This is a genomic window from Candidatus Omnitrophota bacterium (assembly GCA_014728045.1).
In the GTDB taxonomy this organism is placed as follows: domain Bacteria; phylum Omnitrophota; class Gorgyraeia; order Tantalellales; family Tantalellaceae; genus WJMH01.
This window is the reverse complement of record WJMH01000008.1, coordinates 1-19379: the sequence shown is the minus strand read 5'-3', so window position 1 is coordinate 19379 and position 19379 is coordinate 1. Positions and strand designations below refer to the sequence as shown.

Annotated in this window: 19 protein-coding genes; all 19 read left to right on the top strand. The window is 45.3% G+C overall.

Features of this window, described 5'->3' with window-relative positions:
- The gene (locus tag GF409_02380; protein MBD3426063.1) at nucleotides 1-2661 is read left to right on the top strand and encodes a CBS domain-containing protein; all 2661 of its coding nucleotides are present in this window, start codon (nucleotides 1-3) and stop codon (nucleotides 2659-2661) included.
- Between the two features lie 12 nt (nucleotides 2662-2673).
- A complete protein-coding gene (locus GF409_02375; protein MBD3426062.1) occupies nucleotides 2674-2955 on the top strand; it encodes a DUF503 family protein in 282 nt (93 codons plus the stop codon).
- A 19-nt stretch (nucleotides 2956-2974) separates the two neighbouring features.
- Nucleotides 2975-3364, top strand: coding sequence for a 30S ribosome-binding factor RbfA (gene rbfA / locus GF409_02370; protein MBD3426061.1), 390 nt, complete (start codon nucleotides 2975-2977; stop codon nucleotides 3362-3364).
- Nucleotides 3345-4331 carry a bifunctional oligoribonuclease/PAP phosphatase NrnA gene (locus GF409_02365; protein ID MBD3426060.1) on the top strand — a complete coding sequence of 329 codons (987 nt, stop codon included), beginning with the start codon at nucleotides 3345-3347 and terminating at the stop codon, nucleotides 4329-4331. The genes rbfA and GF409_02365 overlap by 20 nt, the downstream gene beginning before the upstream one ends.
- A gap of 7 nt (nucleotides 4332-4338) precedes the next feature.
- The gene (gene truB, locus GF409_02360) at nucleotides 4339-5031 is read left to right on the top strand and encodes a tRNA pseudouridine(55) synthase TruB (protein MBD3426059.1); all 693 of its coding nucleotides are present in this window, start codon (nucleotides 4339-4341) and stop codon (nucleotides 5029-5031) included.
- Entirely contained in the window at nucleotides 5000-5974 is a 975-nt protein-coding gene (locus GF409_02355) for a bifunctional riboflavin kinase/FAD synthetase (GenBank protein ID MBD3426058.1), read from the top strand. Before truB ends, GF409_02355 begins: the two co-directional genes overlap by 32 nt.
- Before the next feature lie 180 nt (nucleotides 5975-6154).
- Entirely contained in the window at nucleotides 6155-6424 is a 270-nt protein-coding gene (rpsO, locus tag GF409_02350; GenBank protein MBD3426057.1) for a 30S ribosomal protein S15, read from the top strand.
- 65 nt (nucleotides 6425-6489) lie between these two features.
- Nucleotides 6490-8577 (top strand): polyribonucleotide nucleotidyltransferase, encoded by a 2088-nt coding sequence (gene pnp, locus GF409_02345; protein ID MBD3426056.1) that lies wholly within the window; start codon nucleotides 6490-6492, stop codon nucleotides 8575-8577.
- A complete protein-coding gene (locus GF409_02340; protein MBD3426055.1) occupies nucleotides 8567-9007 on the top strand; it encodes a dUTP diphosphatase in 441 nt (146 codons plus the stop codon). Before pnp ends, GF409_02340 begins: the two co-directional genes overlap by 11 nt.
- A gap of 25 nt (nucleotides 9008-9032) precedes the next feature.
- Complete coding sequence (locus tag GF409_02335) at nucleotides 9033-9803, top strand: hypothetical protein (protein MBD3426054.1); 771 nt, start codon at nucleotides 9033-9035, stop codon at nucleotides 9801-9803.
- A gap of 15 nt (nucleotides 9804-9818) precedes the next feature.
- Nucleotides 9819-12077: a hypothetical protein gene (locus tag GF409_02330; protein MBD3426053.1), complete on the top strand. Its 2259-nt coding sequence runs from the start codon at nucleotides 9819-9821 to the stop codon at nucleotides 12075-12077.
- Nucleotides 12064-12930 carry a DUF4115 domain-containing protein gene (locus tag GF409_02325; GenBank protein ID MBD3426052.1) on the top strand — a complete coding sequence of 289 codons (867 nt, stop codon included), beginning with the start codon at nucleotides 12064-12066 and terminating at the stop codon, nucleotides 12928-12930. The genes GF409_02330 and GF409_02325 overlap by 14 nt, the downstream gene beginning before the upstream one ends.
- A 9-nt stretch (nucleotides 12931-12939) precedes the next feature.
- A complete protein-coding gene (rimO, locus tag GF409_02320) occupies nucleotides 12940-14271 on the top strand; it encodes a 30S ribosomal protein S12 methylthiotransferase RimO (protein MBD3426051.1) in 1332 nt (443 codons plus the stop codon).
- Nucleotides 14268-14855 (top strand): CDP-diacylglycerol--glycerol-3-phosphate 3-phosphatidyltransferase, encoded by a 588-nt coding sequence (pgsA, locus tag GF409_02315; GenBank protein MBD3426050.1) that lies wholly within the window; start codon nucleotides 14268-14270, stop codon nucleotides 14853-14855. The genes rimO and pgsA overlap by 4 nt, the downstream gene beginning before the upstream one ends.
- Nucleotides 14833-15321 (top strand): phosphatidylglycerophosphatase A, encoded by a 489-nt coding sequence (locus GF409_02310; protein ID MBD3426049.1) that lies wholly within the window; start codon nucleotides 14833-14835, stop codon nucleotides 15319-15321. Before pgsA ends, GF409_02310 begins: the two co-directional genes overlap by 23 nt.
- Before the next feature lie 358 nt (nucleotides 15322-15679).
- Nucleotides 15680-15862, top strand: coding sequence for a helix-turn-helix domain-containing protein (locus GF409_02305; GenBank protein MBD3426048.1), 183 nt, complete (start codon nucleotides 15680-15682; stop codon nucleotides 15860-15862).
- A gap of 31 nt (nucleotides 15863-15893) precedes the next feature.
- On the top strand, nucleotides 15894-16907 hold the full coding sequence (locus tag GF409_02300; protein MBD3426047.1) for a hypothetical protein: 1014 nt from the start codon (nucleotides 15894-15896) through the stop codon (nucleotides 16905-16907).
- 18 nt (nucleotides 16908-16925) lie between these two features.
- A complete protein-coding gene (locus tag GF409_02295; protein MBD3426046.1) occupies nucleotides 16926-18164 on the top strand; it encodes a hypothetical protein in 1239 nt (412 codons plus the stop codon).
- Between the two features lie 3 nt (nucleotides 18165-18167).
- Nucleotides 18168-19379: hypothetical protein (locus GF409_02290; GenBank protein MBD3426045.1), on the top strand; the 1212-nt coding region annotated here is incomplete at its 3' end.

The following is a 19379-nucleotide window of genomic DNA, read 5'->3' as shown; positions in this document are numbered from 1 at the left end:
ATGGACCTCATAGTAACTCATAAGAACGCTGATTTCGACGCATTGAGCTCCCTTGTGGCCGCAAGCAAGCTTTATCCGAAAGCGCGCCTTCTGCTGCCGGGCAGCCAGGAAAAAGCGGTTCGTAATTTCCTTTCCCTTATAAAGGACAAGATCAGGATAGAGAACGAGAAGACCTGTCGGATGGATGACGTTACCCGGCTTATCATAGTGGATAACCGACACAGGTCCCGTATAGGTGAGGCGGCGGGGCTTCTGGATAAAAAAGGGATAAAGGTCCATATATACGACCACCATCCCAGGACCAGTTCTGATATCAAGGCTGATAAGGAGGTATACAAACAGGTCGGTGCCACCGTTACCCTGCTTCTTGAGATACTCGCGAAAAAAGGAAAACTGAAACTGACACCGCTTGAAGCCACGCTGATGCTGCTCGGTATATATGAGGAGACCGGCTCTCTTTCATATTCGCCCACGACCAAGCTCGACGTTGATATCGTGAGCATGCTTCTCGATCAGGGCGCGAATCTTAATGCCGTATCCTCCTATCTCAACAGGGAACTTACCGAGACGGAGTTATCCATATTCGTGGATCTTCTGGAATCGGTGGAAGTATATAACGTGCACGGGATAAATGTCGCTTTCGCGAGCGTGGAGGCCAAGCATTTCGCCGGCGAGATGGGGACGGTGGTGCACAAGCTGCAGGATGTGGAAAACCAGCCTGTATTTTTTGTGCTTTTCAAAACCCCCGATAAGGTCAAGATAATGGCCCGTAGCCGCGTTGAACTCATTGACGTGAACAAGATGATGGCACACTTCGACGGTGCGGGGCACTCTTCCGCGGCCAGCGCCAGGACAGAAGGCAGGTCGGTGGAACAGATCAAGGATATCATACTGGGAAAGATAAAGCGCATAACCCGGACCGATGTATATGCCAAGGACATAATGTCCAAGAACGTGGAAACGGTTTCGCAGGAGGAGAAGATCGATGAGGTTTTCAGGAGGCTAAAAGACTCGGGATACAAGGGTATGCCCGTTTATGACCAGAAGTCGAAACTGGTCGGAATGATAACAATGGGCGACATGAAAAAAGCCATCAAACGTGGGATGGGCCACTCGAGGGTCAAGGGATATATGTCCACGCCTCTTGTAACGGTCTCGCCCGAGACGCCGCTTCATGATCTTCAGCAGATAATGATCGACAGCAATAAGGGCAGATTGCCTGTCATCAAGAAAGGGCGCCTTGTCGGCATAGTCAGCCGGACTGACGTCCTAAAGAAGGTCCATAGCGCGCTCTTTCGCGCCAAACCGGAGAAGCGCGTGGCTGTCACGGATATAATCGCGCGGATGAACCTGCTTCTTCCAAAAAAATTCATGAAGCTTATAAGGTCCATCAGCGATGAAGCAGATAAGCGCGGTATCGAGTTATTCGTCGTCGGGGGGTTCGTAAGGGATCTGCTCCTTGGAAGAAAGAACTACGATCTGGATATAGTCATAGAAGGAGACGCAATAGCGTTCGGAAGGGTCGTCGCCGACAAGCTCAAGGGCGCTTTCGTTGTTCATAAAAAATTCGGGACATCTACGATAGTCATGGACTGGCCCTCATGGCTGGGACCCGCCCTGCATCCGGACAACAAGTTCAAGATAGATGTGGCTACCGCCAGGCAGGAGGTTTACGAGGCACCAGCGGCTCTTCCGACGGTCAAGTTCAGTTCCTTAAGGGAAGACCTCTATCGCAGGGATTTTACCATAAACGCGATGGCCATCAAGATTAATAAAAAGGACTTTGGTTTGTTCCTTGATTTCTTTGACGGGATAAAGGACCTTAATCGCGGAATAATAAGGGCACTTCATGACAAGAGTTTCATAGACGACCCGACCCGCATTTTCCGAGCGGTGCGCTTTGAACAGCGTTTCGGTTTCCAGATAGAAAAACACACGGAGTATCTTATAAAACACGCTGTCAAACAGGAGATGTTCCGTAGAACCGAGAACCAGAGAATACGGGATGAGCTTGTACTTATTCTCAAGGAAAAGGACCCCGAAAAGCCGGTTTTCAGGATGCGCGAGCTGCATGAGCTGCGGTTCATCCATCCGGAACTGGTATTGAAAAGTTCAATCAGGCGCCACTTCAGGGACCTTAAGCACTTTATACATTGGTATAATGAGAACGCCGCCAAAAGGCGCAACCTTGACGTTTGGCTGATGAACCTCATGGTCGTTATCGACAAGCTTTCTCTGAAACAGCTGGAGGTGGTTCTGGAGAAGTTCGTTTTCAAAAGAAGCGAAAGCACAAGGCTGCGTTCCTGCAAGAAAGACGGCGATCGCGCCATTAGGAAGCTTTCTTCAAGAAAAAAGATGAAGCCGAGTGAGGTATACGATATCCTGGAGCCATTTGCACACGAAGTGACGCTTTTCATAATGTCCAAGACCACCTCAAAAACCGTACGCAGGCGTATCAAGAAGTTCTTTGGTGAATATAACGGTATCCAGCTCAGGATAAAAGGACAGGATATCAAGCGGGAAGGCATAAGCCCCGGACCCGAATACAAGGACATACTGAAAAACATCCTCTGCAGGAAACTTGACGGTAAACTCGCGACCAGAAAAGATGAGTTAGATTATATGCGCGAACTGACCGATAAGATAAAGAAGGAAAAATAGTCCCTCGTAGGTATGCACATAGGAGTTCTTAGAATAGAATTGTTTTTAGGCGAAAGCCTGTCGCTTAAGCAGAAGCGTGGCATGCTAAGGAGGGTTAAGGACAGGCTGAGGAATACCTTCAACGTATCTGTCGCCGAAGTCGGGCATCTGGATAAATGGCAGAGGGCGGTCATAGGGGTCGTCACCATATCAACCGACAAGAAGCACCTTTCCTCGCGCATGGACCGGATAATGGACTTTATCGAAGGACAGGGCACGGTCAGCGTGCTGGACCATACCACTGAGATATTGTGAACAGGATGGGGATATTATCATGATCGACAGAATGGACAGGCTGCAGAAAATGCTGAAAAGGGAGATATCGGTTATTCTCCAGAGCGAGATCGAGGATCCAAGGGTCAGCCATGTGACCATAACACGTGTTGAACTGACCAGGGACCTCAGGCTCGCTAAGGTCTTTTACATCACATCAAGCGAAGAACACAGCGCGGAAGAAGTGGGGAAGGGTCTTAAGAGTTCAGGCGGTTTCGTGAGAAGGGAACTTGCCGAGAGGATCACTCTTAAGTATATTCCCCGGATATCCTTCAGGCCGGACCGGAGGGCAGAACGCGCAGAATCCATGAACAACCTCTTCAGCAAGATCGAGGAGGAGCTTGGGATCGACGCTGCTGAAGAGGAAGGAAATGGTGATGAACAAGGATAATATGAAGAATGTCATCAGGCAGTTGAAGAAGCGCGATAATTTTCTCGTAATGGCGCATGTAAATCCCGAAGGTGATTCCATAGGGAGCCAGATAGCGATGCAGCGTCTTCTTGAGAAATGGGGGAAGAAAGCGGTGGTAGTCGATCATGACGAGGTGCCAGATAACCTCAGGTTCCTCAAGGGTGCCGAGGCTATCCAGCCGGAAGTCCCCGCGGGGTTCTCCCCGGAAACTCTGGTAATACTGGATTGTCCTGTTCGTGAGCGGACCGGTGATATTCCCCGCCTCGGGGAAGAGAAAGGGTTTATCATAAACATTGATCACCACGTCAGTAACGAATACTTCGGGGATGCCAACTGGGTGGAAGCGGGAGCCAGTTCGGTGGGGGAGATGATATATATCCTGGCCAGAGAAACGAATACCGAGATTGACATCGAGATCGCCGAGGCCATTTATACCGCTATAATCACTGATACCGGCATGTTCAACTATACCAATACCACCAGGCATACACATGAAGTGGCAGGCGAGCTGATAGAGGTTGGGGTTGACCCGAAGGGGCTTCATGGCAGGATCTTCGAAAGCAAAGAACTTTCGCAGATACGCCTCCTGGGGAAGGTCCTCGGCACGCTACAGGTCGAAGATAACGGACGCCTTGCGCATATGAGCCTAACGCGCAGTATGCTCGCCGAGGAGGGTGTGGACAGCGTACCTACGGATGAATTCATTAATTATCCCCGGTCGATAAAAGGCGTTCAAGCCGCGGTATTTTTCAAGGAGAACATGGATCATCCCGAAAGGATCAACGTGAGTTTCCGTTCAACCGGCGGTATCGACGTCAATAAGGTCGCATCACGTTTTGGGGGAGGGGGTCACCCCCAGGCCTCGGGGTGCACACTTTTCACGAATCTTCGCGAGGCCAGGGAAAAAGTTCTTAACGCGGTAAAAGAAGTGATCGACCGGGGGTAGAGAAAAAATGCAGGATACGGCCGGTATACTGATAGTTGACAAGGAAAAGGGAATGACCAGTCATGATGTCGTGCAGGCGGTGCGAAGGCGCTTCGGCATCAAGAAGGTAGGGCACGCCGGGACACTTGATCCGAACGCAACGGGCGTGCTCGTTCTTTTGCTGGGCAGGGCAACGAAACTCTCCAGCAGGTATTCAGCCGACGAAAAAGAATATCTTGCTGTCATGAAACTCGGAGAGAAGACCGATACGGGCGACAGTTGCGGAAAGATCATAGAAAGAGCGGAGGTACGGGTATCCCCTGAAGAGCTGAGCGCTGCCGCCCGTTCGTTCATTGGCGAGTCTTACCAGACCCCTCCAATGGTCTCGGCAAAGAAGGTTAACGGCAAAAGATTGTACAAGCTTGCCAGGAAGGGGCTGGAAGTAAAGAGAAAGCCGCAGAAGATATTCATCGAGAAGATCGAGATTATTGAATCGGCCATGCCTTTTGCAACATTCAGCGTGATATGCAGTAAGGGCACTTATATCAGGCAGCTTGCCGAAGATATCGGCGAGAAGCTGGGCTGCGGTGCGCATCTTACAGAGCTGAGGCGTACCAGGTCCGGTACATTCACTCTGGAAGGTTCGGCGCGCTATTCCGATCTAGTGCGCATGACCGGGGATGATTTGAATGAAAGTATTATACGGTTACAGGAATCTTGAGAAGAAACTCAAAGACCCGATAATAGCGATAGGTATCTTTGACGGGATACATCTTGGTCACAAGCGTGTCATAAAACGACTTCTTGGGGCCGGAAGACCCGAACAGGAAAAGGTCATAGTTACCTTCGACCCTCATCCACAGTCGGTTCTAAGGCCCGATAAAAGGCCTCCCCGGATAATGTCTCTTGCTCATCGTTTGTTCATACTTGAGAAAATGGGGATACATGCTGTGGTGGTCATCCGGTTCACCAATTATATCGCGTCGATGTCGCCTGAAGATTTCGTTAAAAAGGTAATTGGAGGCACAGGCTCCAGAAAGGTCTTCGTGGGGAAGAACTTTCATTTCGGGAGCGGAAAGAGCGGGAATGTCGATAAGCTAAAGCAGATAGGTCAAAAATACGGTGTGGATGTCAGGATCGTCGAGCCGGTTAAAAAAGGCGGGAAAATAGTTAGTAGCACCTGGCTCAGGAAGCTTATTAGATCAGGAAGATTGGAAAAAGCGGAAAAACTCCTAAGGCGGCCGGTATCCGTCCTCGGCACGGTGGTAAGAGGTGACGAACTTGGCAAAAAACTCGGCAAACCCACCGCCAACATCGATCCCCATCAGGAGGTCATACCCCCTACGGGAGTTTACGCAGTAAAGGTCGATATCGAGGGGGTGCTTTATGACGGGGTTCTTAACATCGGGTTTAAACCGACCTTTTACGGCACAAGATTAAAAAAAAGAAAGGAACCACGCATAGAAGTTCATATCATGGACTATGAAGGGAACCTTTACGGGCGGAATATTGAGATATTTTTCATAAAGAAACTTCGCAAAGAGAGGCAGTACAGAAGCAGTCAGTCTCTCATCGAGCAGATCACAAAGGATATCCAGAGTGCGGAAAAGATCCTCAACAGCAAGAAAATACTCTGGAAGATAAGGCGCTACAAGTATTTGTGACTATCACCATCCACTCTCCTCGTTATGCACATTTCCCGTTGTTATATATAATATTAATTAGTATGTTAGTTATATATTTACAAAAATATGTTTATATGCTAACATAAGCCATGTCAGTTTTAAAATGATGACATTATCCGAGTATATTCCACTGCTATTATATTGGAAAGGAGGTGAAAAATGTCTATAGTAAAGGAAAAAAAACAGGAGATAATAAAAGAATTCAAACAGCATGACAGTGATACCGGTTCTCCGGAGGTGCAGATAGCTATTTTGACCGAACGCATCAGTAATCTCACGGAGCACTTCAAAAAACACAAGAAGGATCATCATTCCAGAAGGGGACTTTTGCTCCTGATCAATAAAAGAAGAAAACTATTAACTTATCTAAAATCCTCTAATAACGAAAAATATCAAGAGCTTATCAAAAGGCTGGGACTCAGGAAATAACGAAGGTCTCGTTATGGTTTTTAATTTATTAGTATAGGATGTTATGGGAAGAGGGGTTACGAATAATGAATGAATTTAATCTTAAGTTAGGCAACGAAGAACTCATAGTAAGTACCGGCAAACTCGCAAAACAGGCGGATGGATCTGTTACTGTCCAATATGGAGGGACGATGGTGCTCGTTACCAGCGTGTGTTCCCGCCAGCCAAGGGAAGGGCTGGATTTTTTCCCTTTGACGGTGGAATACCAGGAGAAGACGTTCGCTGCGGGCAAGATACCCGGGGGCTTCTTCAAGAGAGAAGGGCGTCCCTCTCAGAAAGCTATTCTGACCTCGCGTATGATAGACAGGCCCATACGTCCACTTTTCCCGGAGGGGATGACCAACGAGGTGCAGGTAGTGGCTACCGTGCTCTCTTCTGACGGCAAGAATGATTCGGATATACTCGGGGTTATCGGGGCTTCGACCGCGCTTACAATATCGGACATACCCTTTAACGGACCTATCGGTTGTGTAAGGGTCGGGCTTGTGGAAGATAATTTCGTAATAAATCCCACTTTCGCTGAAATGGAAAAGTCCGATCTGGACCTGGTCGTTGTTGGCAATGACGAAAGTGTCGTAATGCTGGAGTCAGGAGCTAATGAACTCAGTGAAGAGAAAATGGTCGAGGCTATCAAATTCGGTCATGAACAGCTTAAACCCCAGCTTGACCTGCAGAGAAAGCTGGCCGAAAAGATAGGCAAACCCAAAAGGGAAGATATCAGCTATGTCGAGGTGAACGAGGAACTTTACCAGAGAATAAAGGAAAAGGCCCAAGACAAGCTCAAGCAGATCATGCAGCTTTCCGAGAAACAGCAAAGGGTCGAAGGGCTCGCTGATCTTCAGAATAAACTAGTTGAAGAGGAAGGTTCCGCGGAAGATGAGGACATCGAATCCGATGTTAAAAGGGCTCTTCATAGGATAGAGAAGGATGTTCTCAGGCAGATCATACTTGAAGAAAACAAGCGTGTTGACGGCAGGCGATTCGATGAGATAAGGCAGATCTCCAGCGAAATAAACGCACTGCCGCGGACTCACGGTTCGGGTCTTTTTACCCGGGGTGAGACCCAGGCTCTTGCCGTGACGACTCTGGGGACCGCAGCCGACGAACAACGCGTTGACTCATTGGAAGGGGAATCATTCAAGTCTTTCATGCTTCACTATAATTTTCCGCCCTTCAGCGTCGGGGATGTACGCCCCATGCGCGGACCAGGCAGGAGAGAGATAGGCCACGGCGCCCTTGCTGAAAAGGCTTTGACGCCTGTGATTCCCTCCAAGGAAGAGTTCCCTTATACCATCAGGCTCGTTTCAGAGATACTCGAATCCAACGGATCCAGTTCCATGGCTTCCGTGTGCGCGGGCTCTCTTTCCCTGATGGCCAGTGGTGTTCCCGTAAAAGCTGCTGTTAGCGGCATTGCGATGGGACTGGTAAAGGAGGAAACCAACTACGCCATACTTACGGATATCGCCGGTGCCGAGGACCATTTCGGGGACATGGATTTCAAGGTCGCCGGAACAAAAGACGGAGTAACAGCGGTACAGATGGACCTGAAAATAAAGGGCATTGATTTCGATATCCTCAAAAACGCTTTCGAACAGGCCAAAGCGGCACGGATGAAGATCCTAGATAATATGACACAGACGATTCCTGAACCGCTTAATGAGATAGCTCCCAACGCTCCCAGAATAGTAACGCTGACGATCAAGCCCGACAAGATCAGGGATGTTATCGGTTCCGGAGGCAAGGTCATACGTGGCATAATAGCCGAAACCGGCGCGGACATAAATATCGAGGATGACGGAACTTGCCAGGTGGCCTCATCGGACAAAGAATCTCTTGATAAGGCCATTGAGATCATCGAAGGAATTATCGAAGAGCCTGAAATAGGCAAAGTGTATGATGCCACGGTAGTTAATATAACCAATTTCGGAGCTTTTGTCGAATTCCTTCCGAAGAAAGAAGGGCTGGTGCATGTTTCTGAGCTTTCCAAGGATTATGTTAAGGAAGTGACCGACGTGGTCAAGGAAGGGGATAAGGTCAAGGTGAAACTGATCGGTATAGATGATCAGGGCCGCGTCAAACTCAGTATGAAGCAAGTTGAAGAAGATAAAAGTTAATATAAAACGCAAAGAAAGCGCGAGGGACCTGCCGATCCCGACCTATGCTACAAGCGGTTCCGCAGGCGTTGATCTTTACGCCGATGTGGAAGGAGAAGTGTCCATAGCACCCGGAGAGATCAAGCTCATCTCCTGCGGGATATATGTCGAAGTTCCCGAGGGCTATGAGGCGCAGATCAGGCCCAGGAGCGGCCTTGCTTTAAAGCACGGTATAACGCTGGTCAATACCCCCGGCACCATTGATAGCGATTACCGCGGTCTGGTCAACCTCATCGTCACAAATGTCGGAAAAGAGACTTTCACCGTGCAGCGGGGCCATCGGCTGGCCCAGATGATGATACGCGAAGTGATTTACGCGGATTTCATTGAGGCAGAACAGCTCGGCCAGACCGAACGCGCACACGGAGGTTTCGGCCATACGGGAATATGATTCCTTGGCCGTTTGATATATACAGATGACGTTGACAGAAGCTTTGATATCCGGACTTGTGCAGGGATTGACGGAATTCCTGCCGATCTCCAGTTCAGGGCACCTAGTGCTTGTGCACAGGCTATTCGGTTTTAGCGAACCAAGCATGTTTTTTGATATATGTCTTCATGCGGCGACTTTGCTGGCGGTAGTTATCTATTTCGCAGGTGATATACTTCAGTTGGCAAGACAAAGAAGATGGGAATATCTTTTTTATGTTCTCGCCGCGACCGTGCCAGCCGTTATCACTGCTCTATTTTTTGAGGAACGGATATCGGAATTTTTTGTCAGCCCTGCGAAGGTAGCGGTGATGCTGGTCGCCACGGGAATAGTTCTTTTGCTCGGACAGTTCTTTTTATGGAAGAATGACGGCGCTGGGAGGAAAGCGGGCCTATTCAACACTTTTGCAGTCGGGGTGGCCCAGGCGATCGCGCTTTTACCGGGGATATCCCGAAGTGGGGTGACCATATCCGCTGGTCTCGCAGGAGGGATGAAGACTGAGGAGGCCTTCAGGTTCAGTTTTCTTTTGTCCATACCGGTCATAATAGGAGCTACTTTGTACAAGGGTTTGACCGTGGATTTAAGGGGTGCCTTGGCGGGGAATGTCCCCGAGTATATTGCGGGCATGGCGGCAGCTTTCTTAGCAGGGTTTTTCAGCCTTCATCTACTGCGGAAAGTCATAAAGGGGAAGAAACTGTTTCTTTTCGCCGCGTATTGCCTTCTTCTTGGGATGACCGGTATATTTTTTTGGAAGTAAACCGATATCATTGAAATGGATCAGGTAAGAAAAAACGAGATAATCGCTGTAATACTGTTCGCTATCAGTCTTTTTCTTTTTCTCAGCATCTTCACTTTCAGCGAACAGGACCTTTCGTTTTATACCAGTAGCCCTAACATGGTGCCCCAGAATGCTACCGGTGTGGTGGGTGCTTATGTTGGAGGTGTGCTTTTGTTCTTCATGGGTAAAGCCGCATACGTGATCCCTCTTCTTATCCTTGTCTGGGGGATATCCCGCCTGATGCAGCTTGAGCCTCGCAAGATATTCTTCAAGGTTTTCGGCACGATAGTGCTTGCCACTGTTGTAAGCGCCAGTCTGAGCATGATATCAGATTCAACCCGCACGATGGCATTTGCCCAGGGCGGTCTTATAGGCAGTCTGGTCTCAGAGTTCCTGCTTGAATACCTGGGCAGGATCGGGGCTACCGTTTTTATCATCGCGATGATGATTCTCTCGGTACTTATTGCGACCGAATTTCTGATACTTCCAATAATAACGGCAATGTTCAAATTCCTGTCCAAAGTTCCCGGCAGAGTAAAGTCCATGATCCCTGAAGCCGAGGACAGGGCTCTTCCCAAAAAACTGATTCGCCAGAATAAACTCAAGACCGCTCGCGAAGAGATATCCAAAAAGCTTGAAAAAATGCGGAACCAGGTCGAGGAGGTAAAAAAGACCTCTCTGGCAAAAAGAGATGTTCCCCAGGAGGCTGCTCCATCCAGCGGAGCATCCAAGGGGCCGAAGATCGTAAAAGCGGCCACTACGCAGAAAGCCTCCGCTAAACCAGTGCGCGTCGCGCCCGTCTCAAACAATAAAACCGGAGAACAGGTGGAATACAAACTTCCGGAGCTGGGTCTTCTTAAAGATCCGCCCAGGACCGGGGCTAAAGAAAGGGAAGGGGACCTGAAAAGGAACGCCCTAAAGCTTGAAAGCACTCTTCTTGAGTTCGGTGTTGAGGCCAAAGTCGTCAAGATCAATAACGGTCCTGTTATCACCATGTATGAACTGGAGCCGGCAGTGGGGACCAAGGTGAATAAAATAACCTCGCTTGGCGACAATATATCACTAGCTATGAAATCCGCGAACATACGTATCGTGGCGCCCCTGCCGGGAAAAGGCACTATCGGAATAGAAGTTCCCAACAAAAAGAGCGAATTCGTTTATCTGAAGGATATCATAGGGGCAGAGGAATACAGCGAAGCGGATTCTCCTCTCAAACTGGCTCTGGGAAAGAATCTTTCGGGCAATCCTATAGTCACGGACCTGGCCAAGATGCCGCATCTTTTGATAGCTGGTGCAACTGGATCGGGAAAGACCGTCTGCATAAACTGTATAATAAGCAGCCTGCTTTTCAATTCTTCCCCGGAGGAACTGAAGTTCATGATGATAGATCCCAAGAGGGTCGAGCTTATGATGTTCGAGGGCATTCCTCACCTGGTCTCTCCGATAGTCACAAATCCCAAAAAAGCCGCCTCGGCGCTTAACTGGGTCATAACCGAAATGGAGCGCAGATACGACGTTTTCGCGGAGAAGGGAGTAAGGAACATAACTTCCTACAAGCAGAGACAGGATGAGGAGGACGAGAACCTTCCTTATATCGTAGTTATAGTGGACGAATTAGCGGATCTTATGATGGTTGCGCAGCAAGACGTTGAAGGAGCCATAATGCGTATCGCGCAGCTTTCCCGTGCCGCTGGGATACACATGATACTGGCTACGCAGAGACCTTCAGTTAACGTTATAACCGGTGTCATTAAGGCCAATCTGCCCGCTAGGATATCTTTCAAGGTCGCCTCAAAGGTCGATTCCCGGACCGTTCTTGACGCCAACGGCGCGGAAAAACTGCTCGGAAAAGGTGATATGCTCCTCATGGAGCCGGGCGCTACCGCCATTAAACGCGGTCAGTGCAGCCTGGTGGAGGATTCAGAGATAAGGAATATCGTCAAATTCATCAAGCAACAGGCCGGCCCTCAGTACATAGACGAGGCCGTTGAAACGCAGGAGACCAAGAAAGTGGGGGTCGATCAGGAAAAGGATGAATTATATACTGAGGCGGTGCGTGTCGTCGTTGAGACGAAGCAGGCTTCCGTGTCCATGGTACAGAGAAAATTAAGGGTAGGCTACACCAGAGCGGCGAGAATGATCGATATCATGGAAGAGGAAGGTATAGTCGGTCCCTACAACGGATCAAAACCGAGAGAGATCCTTATTGAAAGCATGCAAGAAGTCGAAGAGGTAACAGATGGTGACGCCTAAAGAGATCGGTGCCAGGTTCCGGCAGGCGAGAGAGAAGATCGGCATCAGCGTAGAAGAGGCCAGTAACCGCAGCCGCATACACCCTAATATTATCACTGATATCGAAAAGGGCGTGCTGGACAGGCTGAACAAGCTGTATATGAGAAGCTTCATGAAAAAGTACGCCTCCTTTCTCGGGTTCGACGCTAAAACCGAGATCGAGCAGTTCGACCTGCTCTTCTCCGAAAACACCAAGCAGGAATTCACTATTGGGGGCGAGAAGGAGGAAAAAAAGAGAACGTATCCCGCTCCTCCTAAATTGCCTTCTGTTTCCAAGGACCAGTTGATGAGGTTACTTGTTGCCGTAGCCGCTATAGCACTTCTAGTGCTCATGTTCGTTCTCGTTGGCATGCTGAGGACGAAGATCTCACTAATGAAACAGAAAAGGGCGCAGCTTCTTCCGAAAAAAACTGAATCTACCGAACAGGTCTCCCGCATGGTGGAGCAGACAGTTGCTGACCCTGAAAAGACCCAGAAAATGACCGGGAACGAAAGGAACGCGAATAACTTCGCTTCCCGCCAAAGATCTTCGTCCGAGGAGGGTTCTGTCAGGCTCACCTTGCGGTCGCGGGGGGATGCATGGATAAGGGTTTCACATGGGGGAGATGTTCTATTTGACGGGACTCTGCATGACGGGGATTCAAAGTCATGGTCGGCCGAGGGGACTATAAATGTCTGGACGGGAAAAGCCGAACGCCTTGATTTTATCGTTAATGACCACAAGATCAGCAAGGTCGCAAAGGGCGTCGTAAAGAACATTAAGGTATCTTCAGAAGGGATTATGGTGGGGGACGACTGGGCAACCCGCTTTTAAAGACTTTTTATGAAAAAGATCTACCTTTTCAGTCTCGGTTGTCCCCGTAATCTTGTTGACAGCGAGGTCCTTCTCGCCCTGCTTGAAAAAAAGGGCTACGAGATCGCAGAGGAGCCCGAGAACGCAGACGTAGCAATCGTCAATACATGCGGGTTCATCGAGGACGCAAAACAGGAATCCGTTAATACCATCCTACAGCTTGCAGATCTTAAAAAAACATCAGAACTAGAAAAAATCGTAGTTACCGGCTGTCTTTCCCAGAGATATCCTGATGAATTGCTGGACCAGATAGCGGAGATCGACGGTATTTTCGGCACGTCTGATTTCAGGGAGATCCCGGGGAAAATAGAACTTTTATATTCTGGAGAAAGGGTAAGGGCCGTAAGAGACCGCCCTGAGTTCCTTTATGACGATACGGATCAGCGTAAACTCATCACTCCTCATCATTTCGCCTATGTCAAGATACAGGAAGGCTGTTCAAACAGGTGCACTTACTGCATCATTCCCGAGCTGAAAGGTCCCAGACGCAGCAGGACGATGCCATCAGTGCTGGAAGAGATAAAATATGTTCGCGATCATTTCGGTGTTAAGGAAATAGTTCTTATCGGGCAGGATACTACCTCTTTCGGTATTGACAGGTTGGGAAAGAGCGAACTTGCGGGATTGATCCGGGAAGCAGCTCCTCTTATGCATGATGGATGGTTGAGGGTTCTTTACACGCATCCTGTACAGTTCACCGATGAGCTCATAGAGGTGATAGCTACTACTAGTAACGTGTGCAGTTATGTGGATCTGCCGATACAGCATATAAACGATGCGATCTTACGGAAAATGAATCGTCGTGTGGACAAAAGAGCTATCGTTGATCTTATACAACGGATACGGAAGAAGATAGATAGTGTTGTTCTGCGGACCTCCGTGATAGTGGGGTTCCCGGGAGAGAGCGAAAAACAATTCGGGGAACTAATGGATTTTCTCCTGGAGACCAGATTTGAGCGCATGGGAGCCTTTATCTATTCGCGCGAGGAGGGAACGGCCGCTTTCGAATACAAAGAACAGGTGCCTGAACAGATCAAGCGGGAAAGGTTCGATAAGGTGATGGCTCTTCAGCAGAGGATATCTGCCGAGAACAACATGAAGTTCTTCGGTAAGACCCTTGACGTATTGATCGAAGAGAAAGATCCGTCCGAGAAGGATATTTTTTTCGGGCGCTCCTGCATGGATGCTCCTGAAGTGGATGGGATGGTTTATGTCAAGGGCACAGATCTCAAGGTCGGCGAATTCAGGAAGGTCCGTATCAGCGGAACGCTAGAATATGATCTTATAGGAGAAGCTCTATGAATACCCCGAACAAGATAACCGTTACCAGGATAATCCTGGCGTTTATCTTTATGATAGCCTTATTCTCAAGTGGCCTTGCATGGAAAATAGTGGCCCTGGTGATATTCCTGGTGGCGGCCGCCACGGACTATCTGGACGGGTATCTGGCCAAAAAATACGGCAATATCACGAACTTCGGGAAGATAATGGACCCGGTCGCCGATAAAGTTCTTACACTTTCCGCTTTTTTGGCTTTTGTCGAAATGAAGCTTGTGCCGGCCTGGATGGTTGTTGTGATCATCCTCCGGGAACTTCTTATTACCAGCATACGTCTTAGAGCACTTATGAAACGCGAGGTGCTTGCTGCTGGCCTGGCCGGTAAACACAAGACGGTTTCTCAGATGTTATCCATATTAGTGATACTCATCTTCATAGTAATAAAGGAAGCAGGAGTTTCGGTGTTCGGTTTCTGGAACGATTCTTTTGAATACTGGTACCGTCAGCTGATTTTTATCCTGATGCTGGTGACTGTTGCACTCACGATAATCAGCGGGGCGTCGTATCTTATAGGTAACAAGAAATATCTTTTTAATAACGGGGAATAAATTGAAAAAAATCCATCGATTGATATCAACGGCCTTTGGGCTCGGGTATTTTCCCGTAGCACCTGGGACTGCGGGGAGCGTTGCCGGTCTTGCTTTATGTCTTTTGCTGCATAAATACGTCTTCCTGTATATAGCAGTCTTCATAATATTATTCGTTCTTGGTCTGGTGTCGTCGGGTAAATTCGAAACTGAGATAGGCATACAAGATGCTTCGTTCATCGTCATTGACGAGTTCGCGTGTATTTTTTTAGTTTATCTTGGCCTTCCTATTAATGTTCCACTTGTTGTTGCGGGGTTCCTACTTTACAGGATAATAGATATAATTAAATTGCCTCCTATGAAGTCCCTTGAAAACCTAAAGTGGGGTTGGGGTATAATGTTAGACGATCTTGTAGCCGCGATTTATTCCAATATCCTCCTTCATACGTTCATATATTTTCACGCCAAATTGTTAGGCCAGGGATAGATAGTTTGCAAGACTCCATTCTTTCCTGAAAACCTTATAGATAGGGCCTTTTAGGATATATCTTATCTTATTCAGCGAGTATATACTCAAAAAAATCTCCTCCATTTCTTGACTTTGAGCATATACTCATTATACTTATCAGCGCTGATCAATTTATAACAAAAGATAACAATACATAAGAAAGCGTCAGCATAAGCAATCAAGTATAACAGTTCGTAAAAGGGGGTATATACTAATGCTGATATACATCATAGATTTGCTTCAATACGCATTAAAACATACTAAGCTATATCATTTCATAGGAAAAAACAATAAGACAAGTTAATTTATAACAACTTGTATAAAGGGAGTGATTTTTATGGTTAGCCCAGTTATGACAGTCGAAGAGTTGGCCGAGTACCTAAAAATGAAGGTTGTAACGATTTATAAGCATGCACAGGAAGGCAAAATTCCGGGGTTCAAGGTCGGATCCAAATGGCGCTTTAAGAAAGAAACTATCGACGAATGGATCAAAAACCAGGAAGAGATGGGGCACAAATAGTTTTTTCATGGATATTTAAGAAAGGTCGGAAATGAAAAATATTTGTTCAAAATGTATATTATCAGATTCCATGCCGGGAATAGAACTAAATGAGCAAGGAATATGTAATATTTGCCAGAAAGTTTCTAGAAATATGTACCAGAATAAACGGGAAGAGGAACTTATATCAATATTGAAAAATAGAAAAACTAAGTCCAAATATGATTGTATCTGTTTATATAGCGGAGGTAAAGATAGCACATACATGCTTTATAATCTCGTAGAAAAATATCGGTTAAATGTTTTAGCTTTTACATTGGATAATTGGTTTTTGTCAAGTGGAACATTCGATAATATTGAAAAAGTGGTTTCCAAACTCGCAATAGACCATATTATATACAAGCCTAGGTTTGATATTGTTTCAAAATTGTTTAAATACGGGATTGAAAATTATAACTCTTCCGAAGAATCACAAAATTTAGCTTATTTGATTGGGCATGTTTGTTGGCCTTGTTTTGCTATGATTAGCTTATTTTCAATAAAACAAGCTATTAAGAAAAATATTCCTTCAATTGTTGTGGGCACAACACCGGGACAATTAAGGCAGAAGGATAAAAGTCTTATTTCTAAATATGAGGGTGTGGTTGATGTCTATAAGAACATGATCATTCCTTTTTTAAATATTTTGGATAAAAATCTGAAGAAAGAAATCGATTTGTCCTTCTTCGAAAAAATAAAAGCATTTAGCCTGAAACTGGTTCCCTTTTATGAGTACGTTGCATACAGTGAAAATACAGCTATTAACGAAATTAAGAACAGATTCAATTGGCAAAAACCATCAGATACCGATTCCTGTTCTTCTAATTGTTTGATAAATTCTCTTGGCATTGCATTACACAACAAATTGTACAATGTTAATTCTTATGTTATACCCTTGGCACATGACGTAAGGCTAGGATTAATAGATAGAGAGGAAGCGTTGAAGGCTGTGAATTCAAAACCAAATGAAAAAATAATCTATGACATCGCACAAAAATTGGAATTAGAGCCAAAAAGCTTTATGTAGGAAGGACCACAATACAAAATGTTGAAATTTTACAGAAAAAAAATATCGGGTAATATCTTCAGTTCAATGATAGCGCACGTAAGAGACTTTGTAGTTAGCTTTTTGCCTATCACCCGATTGCCAAATTCAATTGTAAAATTGTTATATGGGTTCCAACCAGATTATGTCTTTCTAATACACCCTAGAAGAATAGAAGATATTCTTGTGGGTGTTCCATATTTCAGAATTCTTAAGAAACTTCTTCCTGCAAAACTTTTTCTAAAGCTTGTTGCAGTGACACCAGCTTATGTTGTAGGCAAAATGACTTCAAATAAAGGGATAAATGGTTTACTGGTTACTAATGCTGTTCTTCCAAGTGAAATGTTGCGCAGGAGAAGAAAGACCTTACAAAATATCAAGAAGCTCACAAGCTTTATCCAGAAGATTTCAAAAAACAATTGTGTTGTAGGGCTAGGTGCCTGGTGGCCAATCGTATCAAGAAGAGGAATATTTTTCAAACAAAACCTAGCAAACTCTGATCAATTGTGTTTTACAAATGGTCACTGCGGAACATTAATATCTATTTATTTAGCCATTAACCGTATAGCAGAATTATGGAAAAGTAGATTAGAAAATATTGATATAGCCATCATTGGATCAGGCAAGATGGGAACAGCTGTTGCAAAATCATTATTAAACAAAGTAAGAAAGATTACATTAATCGATAAAAATAAAATCCGATTAGAAAGGTCATATTTTATCCTTGACGAAAGTAATAGAAAAACAAAAATCGATTTATGTCAATCCAAGACTACTAAAACTTTATATGATGCACTAAGCCAGCATAGATTAGCGGTTTGTACGACCTCCAATATAACTTCAATTTTGAGAGGATTAAAAATTCCTGTTCAAATGATAATAATAGATGACTCAAGACCGGAAGCATTCCCAAGAACAACAGAGGTTGGAAGTAATATCGTGTTAGAAGGCGGCCTTGTCAAGATCAACGGCATTAATGTTGATTATGATTTTGGATTCGGAAAAGATGAGAATGTATTTGGATGTCTTGCCGAGGCTTTTGTGCTTGCTTTAGAAGGAAGAAAGGAACTTTCTCCAACGTTAGGTGATGTTGATTTTGTGAATTTTTACAAGACAATTAAATATTATAAAGAAAATGGTATTACTACTGGAGATTTTAAATCAGGAGATGTTTTCATTAGAAACAAAGATATTGTGAAAATGAATGATAACAGAGAAGAAGCTATTGCAAAGAGGTAATACGTGAATTTTAATCTATTTCATTATACACTTTCTTATGTATTAGTCGGATCAATACTGACTGTATTGAGCGTATTTATTTTCGCAAAAGGAAAAGATAATGCGCTTTTTAAAACATTTGCTCTGTATAACTTGGCTATAGCTTGGTGGTGTATTTTCTCCGTTCCAGCTATATTATCTTATAATCTTAACATAGCGGCTTATTGGTGTAGAACTTTTATCGTGGGAGCAATCTTTATTCCCACATTATTTTTGCATTTTGCTTATTTACTTTTAGGCTATCTTAAGCGCAAGAAATATATAAGAATACTCCAATTCTCATATGCGTTATCATGCTTTTTCTTATTAGCAAATTTTACCCCGCTATTCATACATAGTGCCGAAGTTAAACAAACATTGAGAGCATACACGGTGCCAGGTCCTTTATTCCACGTTCATGTCTTTCAGTTCTTTATTACAATGTTTTATGGAGAAGTTTTATTTTTGCGAAAATATTTGTATGAGAAAAAGAAGGTAGAAGGGCGTAAATATTTATATTTCTTCGTAACAGCGTTTATTGCTACACTTGGCGGTGGAGCTAATTATTTCCCCGTATATAAACTCGAATACCCCATCATCAACCCTTTCGGCACGTATCTCATTATATTGTATGCACTTACGGTAACCTATATAATTTTCAAATATAAATTCCTTAATGTAGCGATTTTAATAAAACGAACAATCGTTTTTGCTGGTTTGTTTGTGGCTTCATATCTTGTTATGGCCAGTATTGCTTATCTTGGGACCACTTTATTTGAAAACTTTAATCACAATAGATGGATTACAATGGTTGCTTCAGTAATGATAATAGTGCTTATGCTGAGGCCATTAGAACACTTTTTAAAAAATGTAACCGATAAGTTCCTGTTCCAGAAAAAATACGATTATAAGAAGCTATTGCGAACTTTTTCAGACAAAGTTATAACAGTGCTAAATCTTGAAGAACTAGTCAACCTTACGGTAAGTAATCTCGTTGAGATTATGAAACTGGAAAATGCATCAATATTATTAAGAGACGAAGAAATGGGTGAATACCACGTTGTTGCATCATCGGGGCTTGATGAGTTCACATATTATCTTGAAGAACAGGATCATATAATCGCATCAATGCAGAGCAATGAGGAATATATTCTCCTTAATGGACCTAACGAAAACCAGTCCTATTCTGATAACATC

Coding starts and splice junctions, on each gene's coding strand:
- GF409_02380 (MBD3426063.1), top strand. CDS start 1: ATGGACCTCATAGTAACTCATAAGAACGCTGATTTCGACGCATTGAGC.
- GF409_02375 (MBD3426062.1), top strand. CDS start 2,674: ATGCACATAGGAGTTCTTAGAATAGAATTGTTTTTAGGCGAAAGCCTG.
- rbfA (MBD3426061.1), top strand. CDS start 2,975: ATGATCGACAGAATGGACAGGCTGCAGAAAATGCTGAAAAGGGAGATA.
- GF409_02365 (MBD3426060.1), top strand. CDS start 3,345: ATGGTGATGAACAAGGATAATATGAAGAATGTCATCAGGCAGTTGAAG.
- truB (MBD3426059.1), top strand. CDS start 4,339: ATGCAGGATACGGCCGGTATACTGATAGTTGACAAGGAAAAGGGAATG.
- GF409_02355 (MBD3426058.1), top strand. CDS start 5,000: ATGAAAGTATTATACGGTTACAGGAATCTTGAGAAGAAACTCAAAGAC.
- rpsO (MBD3426057.1), top strand. CDS start 6,155: ATGTCTATAGTAAAGGAAAAAAAACAGGAGATAATAAAAGAATTCAAA.
- pnp (MBD3426056.1), top strand. CDS start 6,490: ATGAATGAATTTAATCTTAAGTTAGGCAACGAAGAACTCATAGTAAGT.
- GF409_02335 (MBD3426054.1), top strand. CDS start 9,033: ATGACGTTGACAGAAGCTTTGATATCCGGACTTGTGCAGGGATTGACG.
- GF409_02330 (MBD3426053.1), top strand. CDS start 9,819: ATGGATCAGGTAAGAAAAAACGAGATAATCGCTGTAATACTGTTCGCT.
- GF409_02325 (MBD3426052.1), top strand. CDS start 12,064: ATGGTGACGCCTAAAGAGATCGGTGCCAGGTTCCGGCAGGCGAGAGAG.
- rimO (MBD3426051.1), top strand. CDS start 12,940: ATGAAAAAGATCTACCTTTTCAGTCTCGGTTGTCCCCGTAATCTTGTT.
- pgsA (MBD3426050.1), top strand. CDS start 14,268: ATGAATACCCCGAACAAGATAACCGTTACCAGGATAATCCTGGCGTTT.
- GF409_02305 (MBD3426048.1), top strand. CDS start 15,680: ATGGTTAGCCCAGTTATGACAGTCGAAGAGTTGGCCGAGTACCTAAAA.
- GF409_02300 (MBD3426047.1), top strand. CDS start 15,894: ATGAAAAATATTTGTTCAAAATGTATATTATCAGATTCCATGCCGGGA.
- GF409_02295 (MBD3426046.1), top strand. CDS start 16,926: ATGTTGAAATTTTACAGAAAAAAAATATCGGGTAATATCTTCAGTTCA.